This window comes from Pantoea deleyi (assembly GCF_022647325.1).
In the GTDB taxonomy this organism is placed as follows: Bacteria; Pseudomonadota; Gammaproteobacteria; order Enterobacterales; family Enterobacteriaceae; genus Pantoea; species Pantoea deleyi.
This window is the reverse complement of record NZ_CP071405.1, coordinates 1055181-1072284: the sequence shown is the minus strand read 5'-3', so window position 1 is coordinate 1072284 and position 17104 is coordinate 1055181. Positions and strand designations below refer to the sequence as shown.

General features: G+C 61.2%; 12 protein-coding genes. 2 read left to right on the top strand and 10 right to left on the bottom strand.

Features of this window, described 5'->3' with window-relative positions:
- Positions 1–30 precede the first annotated feature (30 nt).
- On the bottom strand, positions 31–2358 hold the full coding sequence (pbpC, locus tag J1C59_RS05145; protein ID WP_140916995.1) for a peptidoglycan glycosyltransferase PbpC: 2328 nt from the start codon (positions 2356–2358) through the stop codon (positions 31–33).
- 12 nt (positions 2359–2370) lie between these two features.
- The gene (locus tag J1C59_RS05140; RefSeq protein WP_140916996.1) at positions 2371–7266 is read right to left on the bottom strand and encodes an alpha-2-macroglobulin family protein; all 4896 of its coding nucleotides are present in this window, start codon (positions 7264–7266) and stop codon (positions 2371–2373) included.
- A gap of 146 nt (positions 7267–7412) precedes the next feature.
- Here J1C59_RS05140 and sseA point away from each other — a divergent pair, with 146 nt between their 5' ends.
- A complete protein-coding gene (gene sseA / locus J1C59_RS05135; protein ID WP_128086361.1) occupies positions 7413–8255 on the top strand; it encodes a 3-mercaptopyruvate sulfurtransferase in 843 nt (280 codons plus the stop codon).
- 38 nt (positions 8256–8293) lie between these two features.
- On the opposite strand, the gene sseB is transcribed toward sseA, so the two are convergent.
- The 5 genes from sseB to trmJ form a co-directional block, all read right to left on the bottom strand.
- A complete protein-coding gene (gene sseB, locus J1C59_RS05130) occupies positions 8294–9058 on the bottom strand; it encodes an enhanced serine sensitivity protein SseB (protein WP_128086362.1) in 765 nt (254 codons plus the stop codon).
- 46 nt (positions 9059–9104) lie between these two features.
- Positions 9105–10391 (bottom strand): aminopeptidase PepB, encoded by a 1287-nt coding sequence (gene pepB, locus J1C59_RS05125; RefSeq protein WP_128086363.1) that lies wholly within the window; start codon positions 10389–10391, stop codon positions 9105–9107.
- A 159-nt stretch (positions 10392–10550) separates the two neighbouring features.
- Positions 10551–11711, bottom strand: coding sequence for an IscS subfamily cysteine desulfurase (locus tag J1C59_RS05120; RefSeq protein ID WP_128086364.1), 1161 nt, complete (start codon positions 11709–11711; stop codon positions 10551–10553).
- Between the two features lie 88 nt (positions 11712–11799).
- Positions 11800–12297 carry a Fe-S cluster assembly transcriptional regulator IscR gene (gene iscR, locus J1C59_RS05115; RefSeq protein WP_128086365.1) on the bottom strand — a complete coding sequence of 166 codons (498 nt, stop codon included), beginning with the start codon at positions 12295–12297 and terminating at the stop codon, positions 11800–11802.
- A gap of 145 nt (positions 12298–12442) precedes the next feature.
- Positions 12443–13180 carry a tRNA (cytosine(32)/uridine(32)-2'-O)-methyltransferase TrmJ gene (gene trmJ / locus J1C59_RS05110; RefSeq protein ID WP_128086366.1) on the bottom strand — a complete coding sequence of 246 codons (738 nt, stop codon included), beginning with the start codon at positions 13178–13180 and terminating at the stop codon, positions 12443–12445.
- 132 nt (positions 13181–13312) lie between these two features.
- Here trmJ and suhB point away from each other — a divergent pair, with 132 nt between their 5' ends.
- Entirely contained in the window at positions 13313–14116 is an 804-nt protein-coding gene (suhB, locus tag J1C59_RS05105) for an inositol-1-monophosphatase (protein WP_111139139.1), read from the top strand.
- A gap of 59 nt (positions 14117–14175) precedes the next feature.
- On the opposite strand, the gene J1C59_RS05100 is transcribed toward suhB, so the two are convergent.
- The 3 genes from J1C59_RS05100 to J1C59_RS05090 form a co-directional block, all read right to left on the bottom strand.
- Positions 14176–15189 (bottom strand): TIGR04086 family membrane protein, encoded by a 1014-nt coding sequence (locus J1C59_RS05100; protein WP_128086367.1) that lies wholly within the window; start codon positions 15187–15189, stop codon positions 14176–14178.
- A gap of 203 nt (positions 15190–15392) precedes the next feature.
- Positions 15393–16391, bottom strand: coding sequence for a nickel/cobalt transporter (locus J1C59_RS05095; RefSeq protein WP_140916997.1), 999 nt, complete (start codon positions 16389–16391; stop codon positions 15393–15395).
- A complete protein-coding gene (locus J1C59_RS05090) occupies positions 16382–17008 on the bottom strand; it encodes a DUF1007 family protein (protein ID WP_128086919.1) in 627 nt (208 codons plus the stop codon). The genes J1C59_RS05095 and J1C59_RS05090 overlap by 10 nt, the downstream gene beginning before the upstream one ends.
- Positions 17009–17104 lie beyond the last annotated feature (96 nt).

Genomic DNA, 17104 nt, shown 5'->3' with positions numbered 1-17104 from the left:
GTCTAAGTTATGATTTAGCGCAAAAAAACGTCAATCGCGGCGAAAAGTGACCGAGGCCACGCCCGCCTCTTCATCCATCACTACCAGCTGGTATTCACCGGGCCGATCGAGCGGCAGCGACAGCTGGGTTGCGGCCTCCTGCGTCACCAGCGGTTCGCCATTCAGAAACCACCAGCGCTGTGTGCCCTGCCCGCCCTGCACCGCGACCGGAAGGGTCAGCGAGCCTCTGCCCGGTAGCGGCCTGACAATCTGCCCCTCCGTTACGCCGGTGACGATCAGCGGCGCGCCACTGCCCTGCTGCAATGGCGGACAGCGCGCATCCACCGGCGGCAAACGCTGTGCGCGCCGCTCCTGAGGCGGAAGCCACGCCTCCAGCGGCAGCGGCCAGACCAGCAGTTCGCGGCGGGTGGCATCCGGGCAATCGGCGGCCACCCGCAGCCCCTGCGGATTCTGCCAGTAGCTCAGGTGCAGTCCGCTCAGGCTCTCCTGCCCCGCCGCCAGCAGCGTGGGCGGCAGCGTTCCGGCGGCGACCCAGCTTTGCCGGCGCTGCCGGCAGTTCTCATCCCCGCCGGGCAGCGGCTGACCGCCAGGCCAGCAGATCGTCGCTACCGTTACCGACGCCGGACGCGGGTCGACGGGAACATCACGCCGGTTAAGGCGGCTCATCAGCAGGCTGTTGATCTGGTTCATGACGGGCACGGCAGAGGCAAACCCGAACTGTCCGGCGACGGGCGTGGCATCCGGTCGCCCGACCCAGACGCCGATCAGATAGCGGGGATTGATGCCGACCGACCATGCATCGCGATAGCCATAACTGGTGCCGGTTTTCCAGGCCAGTGGCACCACATCGGGGACGCTGCCACTGGCCGCAGGCTGGGCTTCGCCAGCCAGAATACGCCGGACAATCCACGCCGACTCCGGCGACAGCAGCGGCCGCTGCTGCAACGGTTGATCGGGTGTCCAGCGCAGCTGAGCGGCGTTGCCGTGGCGGGCAAAGGCGCTGTAGGCCGCCACAATCTCATCCATGCGCGCGCCGGTGCCGCCCAGAATCAGCGAAAGGTTAGGCTCGGCACCGGGTGGAAAGCGTAGCGGCAGCCCCACGTTGCGCAGGCGCGCCGCGACATTCTTCGGGCCCAGCGCCTCCAGCAGCTGAACGGCGGGCAGGTTCAGGGATCGGACCAGCGCGTCACTGGCGCTGACCGGGCCGTGAAAGCCGGTGTCGAAGTTGCCGGGCCGGTAATCGCCGAAGCGGCGCGGCACATCCTGCAGCAGCGATTCGGCATGAATCAGCCCCTCATCCAGCGCCATGCCGTAAACAAAGGGTTTCAGCACCGAGCCGGGCGACCGTACGCTGGCGATCATATCGACATGACCAAACCGGCTGTCATCGCTGAAATCAGCCGAGCCCACGTAGCCGCGCACGGCCATCGTGGTGTGATCGACCACCAGCATCGCCAGCGAGGTGCGTGGCGGGAGCTGATTTTTAACATTCAGCGCCAGGTTTTCCAGTTCACGCTGCAGGGCGGGATCGAGCGTAGAGACAATCTTGTCGCGGCGACTGACGGACAGCAGTCGCCGGGCCAGCAGCGGCGCCATCTGCGGCATCTGGCGCGGCGGCAACCAGACCGGCTCCTGACGGATTTCGGCGACCTGTCCGGCAGACCAGATGTGATACTCCGCCAGCCGATCCAGCACTTTGTTGCGGGCGGCCTCTGCCCTGTCGGGCCAGCGGTCGGGGCGCAGGCGGCTGGGCGCCTGAGGCAGGACGGCCAGCAGCGCCGCCTCGCCCGGCGTCAGCTGCGACGGCGCTTTTCCGAGCCAGCTCCAGCTGGCCGCCCCCACACCCTCCAGCGTGCCACCAAAGGGGGCGCGGTTCAGGTAGAGCGTCAGGATGTCACGTTTCGAAAGATGCCACTCCAGCTGCAGCGCCCGCCACGCCTGGATCAGCTTGCCGCGCAGCGTACGGGGTTGCGGATCGATCAGGCGCGCCACCTGCATCGTCAGCGTACTGCCGCCGGAAATGACGCTCTGATGGCGCAGATCCTGCCAGGCGGCGCGGACCAGCGCCAGCGGATTGATGCCGGGGTGATACCAGAACCAGCGATCTTCATAGGTGAGCAGCGCCTGCAGATAGGCCGGTGCGACCTCTTCCGGCGTCACCGGATAACGCCAGATCCCGTTGCCGTCGGCAAAGCGCCACAGCGGCGTGCCGTCGCTGGCCACCACCACCCGCGCAGGCTGCACCTGCTTAAGCGGCAGCGGGAACAGCCGATCCAGCCCCCGGACCGCCAGCCACAGCGCCAGGAAAAAAAGCGGCAGCGCGAGCCACCGCCTGTTGAGGCTACGGAGTGTGATCACACGTCACGTCACTTACTGAATGTGCAGCTGCGACGGTGTGCTGCCGGTCGCGCGCCACGCCGGCACATACATCGATTCAACCTGCGGGGGCGGCATCAGGAAACGGCCCGGCGTCACCGCCCGCGCCAGATAGACCAGCGTCGCGGGACGATAGGTGTCGATCGCCAGCGCGGCGACAAAGCGGTCGTCGCGGAACTCAATGTGCCTGATGTCCACCTGCTGCATATCCCCCATGCTCTCTTTGAGCGCATCCGCGCTGTCGCCGAGGCTGGCGCTGCTGTCTGCCAGGTTCTGGTTCTCCAGCTCCAGCCCGGCAGGCAGCAAATCCACCACCAGCGCATCGCTGATACTACGCTTTGAGGAGACGGTCAGACGGACCACCAGCAGTTCACCGCTGCGCAGATTACTGAGATCGGCGGCTTTGCCATCCAGGGTGAAGTATTCACGTTTTATCCCGAGCAGGTTGCTTTCCGGCGGCGGCGCGGTCAGCGGATAGCCCGTGACATCCAGACGCCCATAGAGCGGCGCACTGCCCGGGTTGCGCACCTCAACGCCCTGCAACAGCCGCTCCGCCCCCAGCCCTCTGTTCAGCGGGGCATTGCCCTGCAGAGGCTGTGGAGAGCCCGCCAGCAGCGCCTGCCAGCCCTGATCCTGCGCCTGCTGCAGCGTGCGGGCCGCCAGCCAGAGCGCGTTATTTTCCTGGGTCGAGAACCAGCGTTTACCGCTGACCTCTTTCGACAGCGCCAGCAGCAGGCTGTTCTGCAACGCAGGCTGCAGCTTATACTCCGCTAACAGGGCGATCATCATCCCCTCATCGCGCACCGTGCTGCCGTAATCGCCATACCAGGTCTTTTCCGGGCGCGTCAGCGTGGCGCCCTGCATAATCGCCTGCTGCGCGCGCGGTCCGTCGCCCATCAGCTTCAGCGCGACACCCAGCTGCATCAGCGCCAGACCGGAACGGGCATGTTCACGCTGTTCATAGATCGCGCGCAGCGCCCCCAGCGGCGCGCGCTGCTGACGCGCCAGCACCAGTCCGGCGTAAGCCTGAACGCTGAACCGCAGGGCGGCGTTGCTGTCACTGCCGCCGCCGCTAATCTGCGCCGGATCCTGCAAATAGCGCAGCAGACGGGCATTCGCGCGATCTACCACGTTGTCCGGCAGCGCATAGCCCGCCTCGCTGGCACGCAGCAGGAAGTCCGTCACGTAAGGCGTCAGCCAGAACTCCTCTTCACTCTGCTTATCCCACAGTCCGAAACTGCCGTTGGCCCGCTGCATCCCGGCCAGCCGGGCTATACCGGTGTCGATGGCGGCCCGACGCGCCTCGTCGCTGCTGGTTTTTATCCCCATCGCGCTGAGTTCTGCGTGGCGGGTGTAGAGCGACGGCCAGAGCCCGCTGGTGGTCTGCTCCAGGCAGCCGTACGGGTAGGCGTACAGCGCGCTGATATAGTGGGCGATATTGAGCGGCGGGCGATTGCTCAGCGTCAGCTGTCCGCTCAGGGTCTGAGGATCCAGCCCGGTAAAGGCCGCGGCCGCGACCTGCCAGGGCTGATCGGGACTGATGACCGCATCAAAGCTCAGCGTGCTGGCCGGATAAGGCGGCCTGACACCGATTTTCCACTGCTGTTTCATGGGCCGCAGCGTCTCGCCGGGCAGATTCAGCCCGGAGATAGCGACCGACACCTCACCATCACCAAAACCGGTTTTCGCCGTTATCGGAATCTGCAGGGTCGTGCGTGCCCCTCTGGCCAGCGTCACGCGCTGGCTGGCCGCACCGGCCAGATCCACCAGCCCGGCGCTACTCAGATCCACGCTCAGCGTCTGCGGCAGATCCGTCAGGTTGGTGATGTCCAGCGCCAGCGTTGCCGAGTCGCCGCTGGCAAGGAAGCGCGGGGTCGCCAGCTCACTGATGAGCGGCGCCGCCACCGTCAGCCTGCGCTCTGCCGCGCCGAAGCTGTCGTCGCTCCAGGCCTGGGTCATCAGCCGCAGTTCCCCGTTAAAAGCCGGCACCGGCAGCGTAATCACCCCGTTGCCTTCTTTATCCAGCGTCACCGCCTGAAGCTGCTGCGCCACGATATTGACGTGCGTGACCGGCTTTTTACCGCCGCGTGTCATCGAATCGTCATCCCCGTCGCCGCCAAAGCGCAGCGCCGCCAGCCTGCCTCCGCCTTCGATAAGTTGCCCGAAGACGTCATACTGATCGGCGTTGTAGCGTTTACGGCCAAAGAAAGCCTGCCACGGATCGGGCGTCCTGAAATCCGTCACGCTCAGCACACCGCTGTCCACCGCAGAGAGCAGCACGTTAATTTTTTCAGGCAGCGGGCCGCCGTCACGACTGGCGTGAACCCTGACCGTCAGCGTCTGTTCGGGCCGGATTTTGTCGGGCGCATCCAGCGTCAGAGCCAGACGCCGCGCCTCCGTCGCCATTGGCAGATGCAGCAGCCCCACCGCACGTTTCGGCGTAGCGCCGCTGGCCTTATCGCCATCGCGCACCACGATGGCGCTGAAGTAGAGATCGTGACGCCGCCAGCTCTCCGCCACCGGCACATCGACCCTGACGCCACCCTGCGGCACTGTCAGCGGCTGCCACCAGAGCGTGCCGCTGGCCGACTCCACCATCAGATAGCCTTTACCGGCGGCCGGAGATTCAACCTGCAGATGCACCGTGTCACCGGGCTGATAGGCCGCTTTATCCAGCTTCAGCCTGACCTGATCGGGCCGCAGCGCGCCCGTGCCGTTGGTATTGTCCTGCCAGTCATATCCCGCCTGGAACCGCACGCTGCTGACGATCTTTTCGCCCGCCTGCACTTCCAGCCGGTAGTGGCCCCACTCGACCGGGAAACTGACCCGGGTGCTGCCGTCTGCGGGCACCGCGATAATCCGCTCATCCTCCTGCAGATCTTTATTGCTGTACTGCGACTGCCAGCCTCCGCTGTCTGAGAAGCTCCAGTAGTCATCACGGCGCTCCTGAATCAGTCGCACCGTCAGTTTATCCGCCGCCCGTTTTTGGCCCTGACTGCTGGCATAGACGATGTCGAATTCAGCCTGGCCGCCTTCCGGCACGGTAGGCTCATCGTGATAGCGGTCAGTGCGGTAGTCATAGACCGCTTTGTTGCCGAACAGCGGCCGGATGCCGGGCAGCGCCTCGGCGGGCCAGATAGCCTGCGTGATCCGGCGCGTCACCGGACGGCCACCGGTCTCCAGCAGGCTGGCCTGCAGGATCAGGTTCAGCGGTGAGTGCAGCTGATCCCACTGATTTTCGACCGCCAGCGTTGCTTTACCGCTGGCGTCGAGCTTCAGCTCCACCTCATCCAGCGTGCGCTTCAGGCCCTCCTCGGTGATATCGCCAAACTGGTAGCCCGGCAGGGCCGCCACTGCTTCGCGCGCGGGCCGGAGATAGAGCTGCCCCTGCAGCGTGTTGCCCGCCGCTGGCGCACCATAGAGGTAGCGCCCCTCAATACCGAACGCCACGCTGGCATCGGCAGGCTGCGGCTGCGGATCGCTTTTCAGGGTTAAAGCCATGCGCTCCGGCAGAAAATCCTCGACGTGGAACCGCCATTCGCGCTTAAGGTTATCGCCGGTATTGAGTCGCAGCATCCAGTCGCCGGTCATGGCGGCGTCAGGGATCGGCAGACGCTGCTGATAGAGCCCGGCCTCCGGCTGCCAGACAAATGTCCGCATCACCTGACCATCGGGCTGAACCAGCTCGGCTTTAATCGGCTGGGCGGGCAACGGCTTGCCATCGGCATCGCGAAGCAGCGCATTGACGATGACCGTTTCACCGGGCCGATAGATGTCGCGCGGCCCGAACACAAACAGCTGCTTCTCGTAGCCCTGCGGCCCGGCCACCGGAAACTCCGCCAGATCCAGCGCCGGACGCGCCAGGTCGATCAGCGAGGTCTGCTCGCCCTGCACGGCCAGCAGCAGCTTGCCTTTTTCATCGGCTCTGAGACGAAGATGGCCGCTCCCGTCACTGGTGCCGCTCTGCAGTACCTGCCCTTTCTCATCCAGCAAGCGCACGCTGACGCCAGACAGAGGCTGGCCGTTTGCCAGACTCTGGGCGAACAGTTCGAGCTGCGTCGGGAAGCGATGCAGCGAAAGGCCGATATCACTGAGGGTGAAGAGCGTGGCGGGCTGGCTGTAGCGATAGGTTCCGGCCTGCTTCATGACGGCCAGATAGACGCCCGGCTGCTGCAGCGCGGCGATGTCACTCATCGGCAGCTGCAGTTTTTCGCGGGTGTTGTGCGCGGGATTGAGCGCAAAGCGCCCGGAATAGACCAGCTGGCTGCTTTTCAGCAGATCTTCAGACTGCCAGCTGGAGAGAGTGTTGCCGTAGTTCCACTGCGCGAGAAATTCCGCCAGGCCCGCATTCTTTATCCGGAAGAAATCGACATCGACCTGATCCACGTTGAGCGCCAGCACCGGCAGCCCCTGGGTGATACGCAGCGGCAGCAGAGCGCCCCGGCTGGCAAAGCCCACCATCGGCTGGATGTCGCGGGTAACGATTTTCTGGCTGTAATCGGCGGCCAGCGTCTCACCGCTGGCGGCGCGCAGGCCCGCCGCGACCGTCACGGTAAAGTGACGCGAGGGTTCGGGATGGCGGAAGCGCAGTGTTTTGCGATTGCCGGAAAGCTCCCAGCCGCCATCCACCCGCCCCTGTTTATCGTCGGTCAGCCTGACGTTCTGCGCGAAATCCTGTTTCTCATCGAGCGGCTGACTGAAGGTCAGCACCAGCGCGGCTGCACCGTCGATCTGCAGTTCTGAAAGATCGATAATCGTCAGCGGTTTGCTGACCTGGGCTGCCGCCGGGGCCTCAGCCGCCTGGAGCGGCAGAACGGGAGTCAGGGCTGCCGCCAGCAGCGCCCCTCCGAACAACATGCTGAACAGCAGTCGGTTAGTGCGTTTTTTCATGGTAGTTCCTTCACCGGGACGCAGAGAGTGTCAGTGGATGACGCCGGGCAATTTCATATCAATGCTCGCATTTAATCAACGCTTCTCTTGAGATGGGGCGCACATTCCCCGACACTGGTGCGACAGATTGCTGAGATGAGGTTGTTATGACGACTCCCCTGTTTGTGTCCGCCGACTGGCTGCATGAGCATTACGATGATGAGGGGCTTCAGGTGCTGGATGCCCGACTGCTGCCGCCCGGCATGGAGGCGGTGCGCAATGTTCAGGCTGAATATCTGGCGGAGCATCTGCCCGATGCGCCCTACTTCGATATCGAAGCCCTTTCCGATCACACCAGCCCCTATCCGCATATGCTGCCGCGCGCCGAGGCTTTCGCCGTGGCGATGCGCGAGCTGGGCATCAGCAGCGATAAGCATCTGATCGTCTATGATGAGGGGACTCTCTTTTCCGCCCCGCGCGCCTGGTGGATGCTGCACACCTTTGGTGTGGCGCGGGTGTCGATCCTGGCGGGTGGATTACAGGGCTGGAAAGCGGCGGGGTATGCGCTGGCAACCGGCCCGGTGACGCTGCCGGAAGGTGAGTTTGAAGCGCACGCGGATGAAAGCCGGGTGAAGCGCCTGACGGATGTGCTGCTGATCAGCCATGAAGGCGGCGCACAGATCGTGGATGCGCGTGCCGCTAACCGCTTTAACGCGGAGGTGGATGAGCCGCGTCCCGGCCTGCATCGCGGGCATATTCCCAACAGCCTGAACGTGCCGTGGAATACGCTGGTCGGGCAGGGAAAACTGAAACCGGATGCGGAACTGCGCCACCTGTTTGCCGACGCGGGCGTGGATATCAGCCGCCCGGTGGTCGCCAGCTGCGGCTCCGGCGTTACGGCGGTGGTGCTGATTCTGGCGCTGACCGCGCTGGGCGTTCGGGATGCCACGCTGTATGACGGCTCCTGGGGCGAATGGGGCAGTCGCGACGACTTACCGATCGCGAAATAAAAAAGAGGCGGCCCCTGAGCCGCCTCTTTTTTTGCCTGTCAGATAATCCGTTCGCTGCCCTTAAAGTCACGCAGGAAACTGCCCCAGCGACGTTCATAAAAGGGCGTGATGTGGGCGGTGAAGAAGTGGCTGATGCCACGTTCCTCGGCCCTCACCTCACAGATATCGATCGGCGCGTCGTCCGGCAGCGTGTCGGTTGCCACGCTGCCCGCGGCCTGAATAATCGCCTCGATGTTGCTGTCCGCTTCGATCCCAATCAACAGATTGGGTGTCTCGTCGGCCTGCTCACGAAGGGTGGCGATAAACGCGCGACGCACCTGCTTGTGTTTGCTGAACAGCTGCGTCAGCGAGTCGATCATCTGCGCAGGCGGTTCGGCCACGTCAGAAAGCAGCAGCGAGGTGCCGCCCTCCAGCACGGTTTGCTGGGTCAGCGCACTGCCCTCTTCCGCCAGCAGATGCGTGATCTCCGACGCGGTAAACTCCTTACCGGAAGGGAGTCGGGGATTGAGAAACAGCGTCTCGCCGCGTGTCATCTCAAACAGCGTCCGCACCGGCAGACGCAGCCAGGCCTGTTCACCTTTGACCGCTTCGCTCATCGCCTCTTCCGAGGTGAAAAAAGGAATGACGCTGCTGCCATCCTCTTTTTCCCAGTGCTGCAGATCGACGGGCGTGCTGGCATCAAACTGCTGCCGGGTGCTTTCGCCGGGTACCCAGACATCCGATTCCAGCAGCAGTTGAAAAAACTCAGGCCGATGGGCGGGCTCGGTCGCCGCCAGCTTCAGCACCTCTTCAAGACGGTTCATACTTTCCCTCTGAACCGCGGTGACCCTGGCCACCGCGGCGTTCGGCTTATTTCAGTAACAGATTGGCAATCGTGCGCACGCCCAGACCGGTGGCCCCCGCCGCCCATTGATCGACCGCGCCTTTGCGATAGGTTGCCGAGCAGTCGATATGCAGCCAGCCCTGCTGATAATTGCTGACGAAGTAGGAGAGGAAGGCCGCCGCACTGCTGGCACCCGCCGCATGGGAGGGGCTGGCGATGTTATTAAGATCGGCGAAGTTAGACGGCAGATGGCTGCGATGGAACTCGGCCAGCGGCAGACGCCAGAAGGGTTCGTTCTCACTCACCGCGCTGCCCATCAGCGACTGCGCCATCACCTCATCAAAGGTAAACAGCGCGTGGTAGTCGTTGCCCAGCGCGGTTTTGGCAGCCCCGGTCAGCGTAGCGGCGTCGATAATCATCGTCGGATTCTGCTCGCTGGCGTCGATCAATCCATCGGCCAGCACCAGACGCCCTTCCGCGTCGGTGTTCATCACTTCCACCGATTTGCCGTTGCGATAGCGAATGATATCACCCAGCTTAAAGGCGTTACTGCTGACCATGTTGTCGGCACAGCAGAGATAGAGTTTCACGCGCTTGTTCAGGCCGCGTGAGATCGCCATCGCCAGCGCGCCGGTGACGGTTGCCGCTCCGCCCATGTCCGACTTCATCGAATCCATGAAGCTGCTCTGCTTCAGGCTGTAGCCGCCGGTGTCAAAGGTGATGCCTTTACCGACCAGACAGGCGTAGACCGGGGCGTTGTCGTCGCCGGTCGGGTTGTAGTCGAGCGCCAGGAAGACCGGCGGACGGTTTGAACCGCGGCCGACGGTGTGCAGGCCCATATAGCCCTGCTCACGCAGATCCTCGCCCTTGGTGATGCGGTAGCTGACCGCGCTGCCGCCCACGTCGCTGATCAGGTCGATGGCGTTGTGCGCCAGCTGCTCCGGCCCCAGGTCTTCGGCGGGCAGGTTAATGACATTGCGCACCCAGTCGACGATTTTCAGGCGACGATCAAACTCGGCCTGCTCGTGCTCGCCCAGCGCAGGCCATTCAACCTGACGCTGGCCTTTCGGGCCACGGAAACCCTGCCAGAAGGCCCAGCACTGCTCAAGGTGCCAGCCTTCGCCGGTCAGCGCCACATGGCGGATCCCCTGGCTGTCGATTTTGTGCGCCGCACGCTGAATGGTATTCAGCGCATCCGCGCCGGTCAGGTGCAGCGTCATGCCGCTATCGTTGCTGCTGAGAATCGCTTTCTCGCCCCAGCGCGCATCGGCGGGCTGGCTGCTAAGCGTAATGTTCATCGGTTGTGTGGTCATCGAAAAGCTCCATAATCGTTATCTGTTTCATCCAGCCTGATTGTTATAACGGCTTTAATAAGATGTTAAATGTAACTCACAGAGACCTGATAACAGATTCCGTCAGCGGTTGCCAGCGAACGGCATCACAGGGCGCTGTTTCCGGATTATGACCGGGTGTCAGGATTTCATGACGGCGCGCAGGCGGGTCACCGATTTCTGCACCAGGGCAATGGCGTAGTCGATCTCTTCTTCTGTGGTGAAGCGCCCCAGCGAGAAGCGCAGCGAACTGTGCGCCAGCTCCTCATCCAGCCCCATCGCCCGCAGGACATAAGAAGGCTCCAGGCTGGCGGAAGTACAGGCGGAGCCGGAAGAGAGTGCCAGATCTTTCAGCGCCATAATCAGGGACTCCCCCTCAACGTCAGCAAAACTGAGGTTGAGAATGTTCGGCGCGCCCTGCTGAAGACTGCCATTGAGAGAGACGCCGGGCAGCATGCTGATCCCTTCCCACAGGCGCAGGCGCAGCCCCTGCAGTCGCGCCATCTCGGTTTCGCGCTCTTCGGCGGCGATACGATAGGCTTCGCCCATTCCGGCAATCTGATGCACCGGCAGCGTACCGGAGCGCATACCGCGCTCGTGGCCGCCGCCGTGGATCTGCGCAGCGATCTGCACGCGCGGTTTGCGCCGCACATAGAGCGCGCCGATCCCTTTCGGACCGTAAAGTTTGTGGGCAGAGAAGGACATCAGGTCCACCGGCAGCACGCTGAGATCGATCGGCAGTTTGCCGACGCTCTGGGTCGCGTCCACATGAAACAGAATCCCCCGTTCGCGGCAGAGTTCGCCAAAGGCGGCAATATCCTGAATCACGCCGGTTTCATTATTCACCTGCATCAGGGTGACCAGAATGGTGTCATCACGCAGCGCCGCACGCAGCTGGTCGGGGGAAATAATGCCATCTGCAGCCGGGGTCAGGTAGGTGACCGTAAAGCCTTCGCGCTCAAGCTGCTGGCAGCTGTCGAGCACCGCTTTATGTTCTGTCTGGCTGGTGATGATGTGTCTGCCGCGCGCCTGATGGGCATGGGCTGCCCCTTTGATCGCGAGGTTGTCCGATTCGGTGGCGCCGGACGTGAAGACGATTTCGCGCGGATCGGCATTGACCAGTTCGGCGATCTGATTGCGGGCGACATCCACCGCCTCTTCAGACTGCCAGCCAAAACGGTGCGATCGCGAGGCCGGATTACCGAACGTGCCATCCAGCGTCAGAAACTGCATCATTTTGCTGGCCACACGCGGATCGGCCGGCGTGGTGGCGGCATAATCCAGGTAAATCGGTAATTTCATTGCGCTACAGCTCCGTATTAAAAATCATACGTCTTTATAGCAGATTCGGCCCTGACCGCGTTAGCAGTTAGGGCCGGAACAGCGGGGATCAGGAGGCGCGCTGGTTGACGTTAATTTCCTGAGCGCGCGGGCTCTGGAAGCGACGATTGTCGATCGCATTCTGACGGTCGGCCACATCCAGGATCTCCTGATTGTTCACCAGCTCCGCCAGCGTAATGTTGTTCAGGAAATCGCTAATGCGCACGCTCAGGTCACGCCACAGGACGTGGGTCAGGCAACGCTCGCCCCCCTGGCAGCCCTCTTTGCCCTGACATTTCGTGGCATCGACGGACTCATCCACCGCGGTGATCACTTCCCCGACAGAGATGGTGTTTGAGGCTTTGCCCAGCAGATAACCGCCGCCCGGACCACGGACGCTGGAGACGAGATCGTTTTTACGCAGCCGCGAGAATAACTGCTCCAGATAGGAGAGCGAAATGCCCTGACGTTCAGAAATATCAGCCAGCGGAACGGGGCCTTCATGAGAGTGAAGGGCAACGTCCAGCATGGCAGTAACGGCATAACGTCCTTTGGATGTCAGTCTCATAGCATACGACCTCAATAGCGTCCGGTTATCGGAGGATTAGCAACAGATGCGCTGAAGTCTGACATTCCTGAGTAAATTGGTCAACTATTTAACCTGGTAAATCAGTCAGGTATTTAACCAGGTAATTTACTCAACTATTATCTGCTTATTTTTTCTCGATTTTCGGCTTTTCAAACGACGACAGCATCCCGCGCAGGATATTCAGTTCGTCGCGTTCCGGACGCGCACGGGTGTAGAGACGACGCAGTTTGCTCATCACCTGGCCCGGCGTCGCTTCACGGATAAAGCCGCTGTTCAGCATCATCTGTTCCATATGCTGATAGAAGCGTTCGAGGTCATCGACCAGCGGATAGGGAGACGCTTCATACGTCGGTTGCGGGGTCGCCTGCTCCTGCGACTGCAGCCAGGCCATACGCACTTCATAGGCGATGATCTGCACGGCCATCGCCAGATTCAGCGAGCTGTATTCCGGGTTCGCCTGAATGGCGACATGATAGTGGCACTTCTGCAGCTCTTCGTTGGTCAGGCCAACACGTTCGCGACCAAATACCAGCGCAACCGGTGCCTGCTGGGCCTCTTCCACACTTTTCACGCCACATTCGCGTCCATCCAGCATCGGCCAGGGCAGCGAACGGGAACGGGCGCTGGTGCCCACCACCAGACTGCATCCGGCAATTGCCTCATCCAGCGAGTCGACGATTTTAGCGTCGCCGATCACATCGCTGGCACCGGCCGCCAGGGAGATCGCCTGGGAGTCAGGCTTGACCAGCGGATTCACCAGATAGAGGTTGGTTAACCCCATGGTTTTCATGGCGCGGGCCACGGAACCCATGTTACCGGTATGGGAAGTTTCGACCAGCACGATACGGATATTTTGCAACATGATTAGGGATACTCAGAAACGGGTCAGTAAAATCAGTGGAGAGAATCCTAACATAAAGCAGGACATTTACCGAACACACTGCTATACTCCGCGCCGTTTTCCCCGTTCTTTAACATCCAGCGAGAGATACCGATGCATCCAATGCTCAACATTGCCGTGCGCGCAGCGCGCAAGGCCGGAAATTTAATTGCCAAATATTATGAAACCCCGGACGCCGTCGAAGCCAGCCAGAAAGGCAGCAACGACTTCGTAACCAATGTTGACCGCGAAGCAGAACGCCTGATTATCGAAATTATTCGTAAATCCTATCCAAAACACACCATCATCACCGAAGAAAGCGGTGAACTGGCGGGTGAAGATCAGGACGTTCAATGGGTTATCGATCCGCTGGATGGCACCTCCAACTTTATCAAACGTTTACCCCACTTTGCCGTCTCTATCGCAGTGCGCATCAAAGGCCGCACTGAAGTCGCGGTGGTGTACGACCCGATGCGCAATGAGCTTTTCACCTCTTCACGCGGTCAGGGCGCGCAGCTGAACGGCTACCGTCTGCGCGGCAGCATTGCCCGCGATCTGGATGGCACCGTTCTGGCGACCGGTTTCCCGTTCAAAATGAAGCAGCATGCGCCTGCTTACATGAACATCCTGACTAAGCTCTTTACGCAGTGCGCCGATTTCCGCCGCACCGGTTCTGCTGCGCTGGATCTGGCTTATGTCGCGGCCGGTCGCGTGGATGGCTACTTCGAGATTGGCCTGAAGCCGTGGGATTTCGCTGCGGGCGAACTGCTGGTGCGTGAAGCGGGCGGTCTGGTCACCGACTTCACCGGTAACCACGGCTATCTGCTGTCAGGAAACCTGGTGGCAGGTAACCCGCGCGTGGTGAAAGCGATGCTGTCAGGCATGCGCGATGAGCTGAGCGAAGCGTTAAAACGCTAAGTTGCAGACGCAAAAAAGGCGGCCTCCTGGCCGCCTTTTTTATTGCCTGTTAAGGCCGATTAACGACGTTCGTGTGACAGCACCTGACGAGGCTGAGTACGACGACCCACCATCCCCATCACGCCAGCCAGTACGGCTTCGATAACCAGCAGAATCAGGGCATACCAGCTCGCTTTGGCGGTGGCGGCAGCGGCTTTCTCACCGGCTTCACGCGCTTTCTGTTCTGCCTGCTGTTTCAGTTCCTGATATTTCTGCATCGCCTGCTGATAGTTCTGCTCGGCTTTGGCCACGATCTGATCCACTTCTTCATCGCTTTTACCGGTGCGGGCTTTGATAATATTCTTCAGCGCATCGCGGTCGGCAGCCTGCAGCGTATCAGAATGACGATCCATCACGCCTTTTAACCAGTTAGTCAGATCAGTATCTGCTGTCTCAGGATGATTGGCGGTATTACTTGCCTGGTTCTCAGCGTTCTGCGCTTCGTTATTCGCGTCCTGCTTCAGGTTCTCTGGCTGTAATTCCGGCTTACCGGTCTGACGCAGAGTGGTTTCCAGTTCATTCTGCAGGCTGTCGAGATTAATGTTATTTTCCTGCAGCTTCTCTTTCGCCATCTGCGTAACGGATGGCGCGGCGGCGGAAATACCGCTGCCCAGTGCCTGGAAACCGGAGCCCACAATATTCATCGCGCCGCCTAATACACTGGTCGCCAGCGCAATAGCCAGGTAAATAGTGAAAATTGTGCTAACGCCGAACATCAGTAATCCGTGCATGGCGCCTTCACGCTGAGCCAGACGGCCTGCGACATAACTACCCGCCGCCATCGCGACCAGCATCTCAATAGCCGTCCAGACCAGCGCGCCGGTGCCAATGCCATCGAGAGGATTCTGTTCTTTCATCGGATCAATGGTGGTGGCACCGATGGCCGTACCCAGCAGCGTCAGAATGATATGAACGATTAACGCGCAAATAACACCGGCAAAGACGGCGCTCCAGGAAATACGCTTCAGCGGTAATCCAGCGGGCCCGGTCGCCAGTGTTTCCGTGTAACCATTATTAAAACGGGTATCAGCCATGAAATATACTCCTCACAATAAACAGAAAGCAGATCTGAACTTTTATCATCCTGACGGCGGAATGCCGTTTTGGTATTAACAGCGTAGACAGGGAATAGTTTTTTCTCCACTAAAGCGGATAGAGAAAAATTAACGAGGTGAATTTAAAGATAATTAACGGGGGAAAACCGGAGAGCGGGAATTTAATTCCCGCTGCGTTTCAGTCAGAAAGGACGAATGCCACCGGCTGGCGTCAGCCGGGCGGCCTGCCATAATGCCACTCCGGCTACGATTAAAATCAGGCTGCCGGTCAGCGTCAGCAGCGGCATAATCAGTCGGGACGTTCCGGCCGCTTCGCGCGGCTGCGCCAGCCGCTGTGCCACCGTACGCGCCTGCTGAACCAGCAGACCAATGGCCGAAATCGTCAGCGCCGTGCCCAGCGCCATCACCGCCGCAGAGAGAACGCCCCAGAGATAGACCCCGATCACTTTGGCAAACAGCAGCATCATAATCGCGCCGGAACAGGGGCGCAGCCCCATCGACACCACCACCAGCAGCTGAGTTTTCACGCTGACATTGCCGCTCATCTGCTGCGGAGTCGGCAGGTGTGCATGCCCGCACCCGCACTGATCACCGTGCTCGTGGTGAGGAGAATGTGGCGCCAGCGGCTGGAACGCGCGAAACGGCGAGGCCGCTGGCGGACGCAGCGCCCGCCACAGCGCCCGCAGCGCCCGATACCCCATCACGATCCCCAGGCCTGTCACCAGCAGGTAACTGCCCTTCTCCAGCCAGAAACTGCTGAGATGCAGCTGGCGCGACGAGGTTTTCAGCAGCACCAGCATCACCGTCACCAGGGCGATCGCCACCGAGCCCTGCAGCAGGGAGGCGAGCAGCGTGAGTCTGATACTGGTTTTTACGCGACTCGGATGGGTTGCCAGAAAGGTGGTGATCACCACTTTACCGTGGCCCGGCCCCAGCGCGTGCAGTACGCCATAGAGCAGGCTGAAGATCACCAGTGAAAGACCGGCCTGATGGGGCTGCTCCGCCACCTGCTGGAGCAGCCAGGTCATCTGCCGGTGCAGATCTTTCTGCCACAGCACGCTCTGCAGCAGAATCTGCGGCCAGCTGAGCCAGACCAGCCCCGCCGCGCTGATAAACAGTGCCGCCATCAGCCAGAGTGGCCAGCGCCGGGCCACCTGGCGCGACGGGGAGATCACTGACATGTCAGCACCACCGTCTGCGCAAACTGACGACCCAGATCGAGTTCTTCAGCCGGTGCGTCCGCCTTGTCCAGTGACAGCGCATACTGCTTCAGCGAGTCGTCAGGCTTTGGCGTATTCAGCGTAAACCGGCAGCGCGTCTGCAGCGCTGCTGGCAGGGTCAGCGCGCCCGCATTGTCATAGAACATATCGACAAAATAGGTGGGATCGAAGGTCAGGATCTCAAAGCGCTGTCCGGTCAGCGTCGGCGGTTCCGCCAGCGGCAGAATGAACTCCAGCACCGCCTTGTGGCCGCTGCGCGACAGGTTGTATTCCGTTGGCAGATTCAAAAACTTTACCCGCTGTTGGTTGTGCCAGATTTCCGAAAAGTAGTGCTGTCCCAGCACGTTGGCCATCACCTCCGCCGCCAGCTTCTTCCACACCACGCTACCAGGCTTCGCCTCGCCCGCGTCATACAGCAGGTCGGCAGAGGTAATCTCATCCATGGTCCAGATCATTTTCAGGCCGGTAAAGGTATCATCCTTCGCCACCAGCTCGGTTTTCATGTCGATGAAGCTGTGTGGATGGGCCAGCAGAGCCGGACTCACGGTCATCAGCAAAAGAAAAAATGCACGTTTCATAATGTTATAAAGTAACGTTCCCGATGAAAAGGATCCACAGGTAACAAAATTTTGTGACCCGCCTTAAACCTCCGGCAAATAAACCGCGTAAACCGC

Bases quoted from the DNA above. Each gene is read 5' to 3' on its own strand.
- J1C59_RS05140 (WP_140916996.1), bottom strand. From the start codon at position 7,266: ATGAAAAAACGCACTAACCGACTGCTGTTCAGCATGTTGTTCGGAGGG.
- sseA (WP_128086361.1), top strand. From the start codon at position 7,413: ATGACGACTCCCCTGTTTGTGTCCGCCGACTGGCTGCATGAGCATTAC.
- sseB (WP_128086362.1), bottom strand. From the start codon at position 9,058: ATGAACCGTCTTGAAGAGGTGCTGAAGCTGGCGGCGACCGAGCCCGCC.
- pepB (WP_128086363.1), bottom strand. From the start codon at position 10,391: ATGACCACACAACCGATGAACATTACGCTTAGCAGCCAGCCCGCCGAT.
- J1C59_RS05120 (WP_128086364.1), bottom strand. From the start codon at position 11,711: ATGAAATTACCGATTTACCTGGATTATGCCGCCACCACGCCGGCCGAT.
- iscR (WP_128086365.1), bottom strand. From the start codon at position 12,297: ATGAGACTGACATCCAAAGGACGTTATGCCGTTACTGCCATGCTGGAC.
- trmJ (WP_128086366.1), bottom strand. From the start codon at position 13,180: ATGTTGCAAAATATCCGTATCGTGCTGGTCGAAACTTCCCATACCGGT.
- suhB (WP_111139139.1), top strand. From the start codon at position 13,313: ATGCATCCAATGCTCAACATTGCCGTGCGCGCAGCGCGCAAGGCCGGA.
- J1C59_RS05100 (WP_128086367.1), bottom strand. From the start codon at position 15,189: ATGGCTGATACCCGTTTTAATAATGGTTACACGGAAACACTGGCGACC.
- J1C59_RS05095 (WP_140916997.1), bottom strand. From the start codon at position 16,391: ATGTCAGTGATCTCCCCGTCGCGCCAGGTGGCCCGGCGCTGGCCACTC.
- J1C59_RS05090 (WP_128086919.1), bottom strand. From the start codon at position 17,008: ATGAAACGTGCATTTTTTCTTTTGCTGATGACCGTGAGTCCGGCTCTG.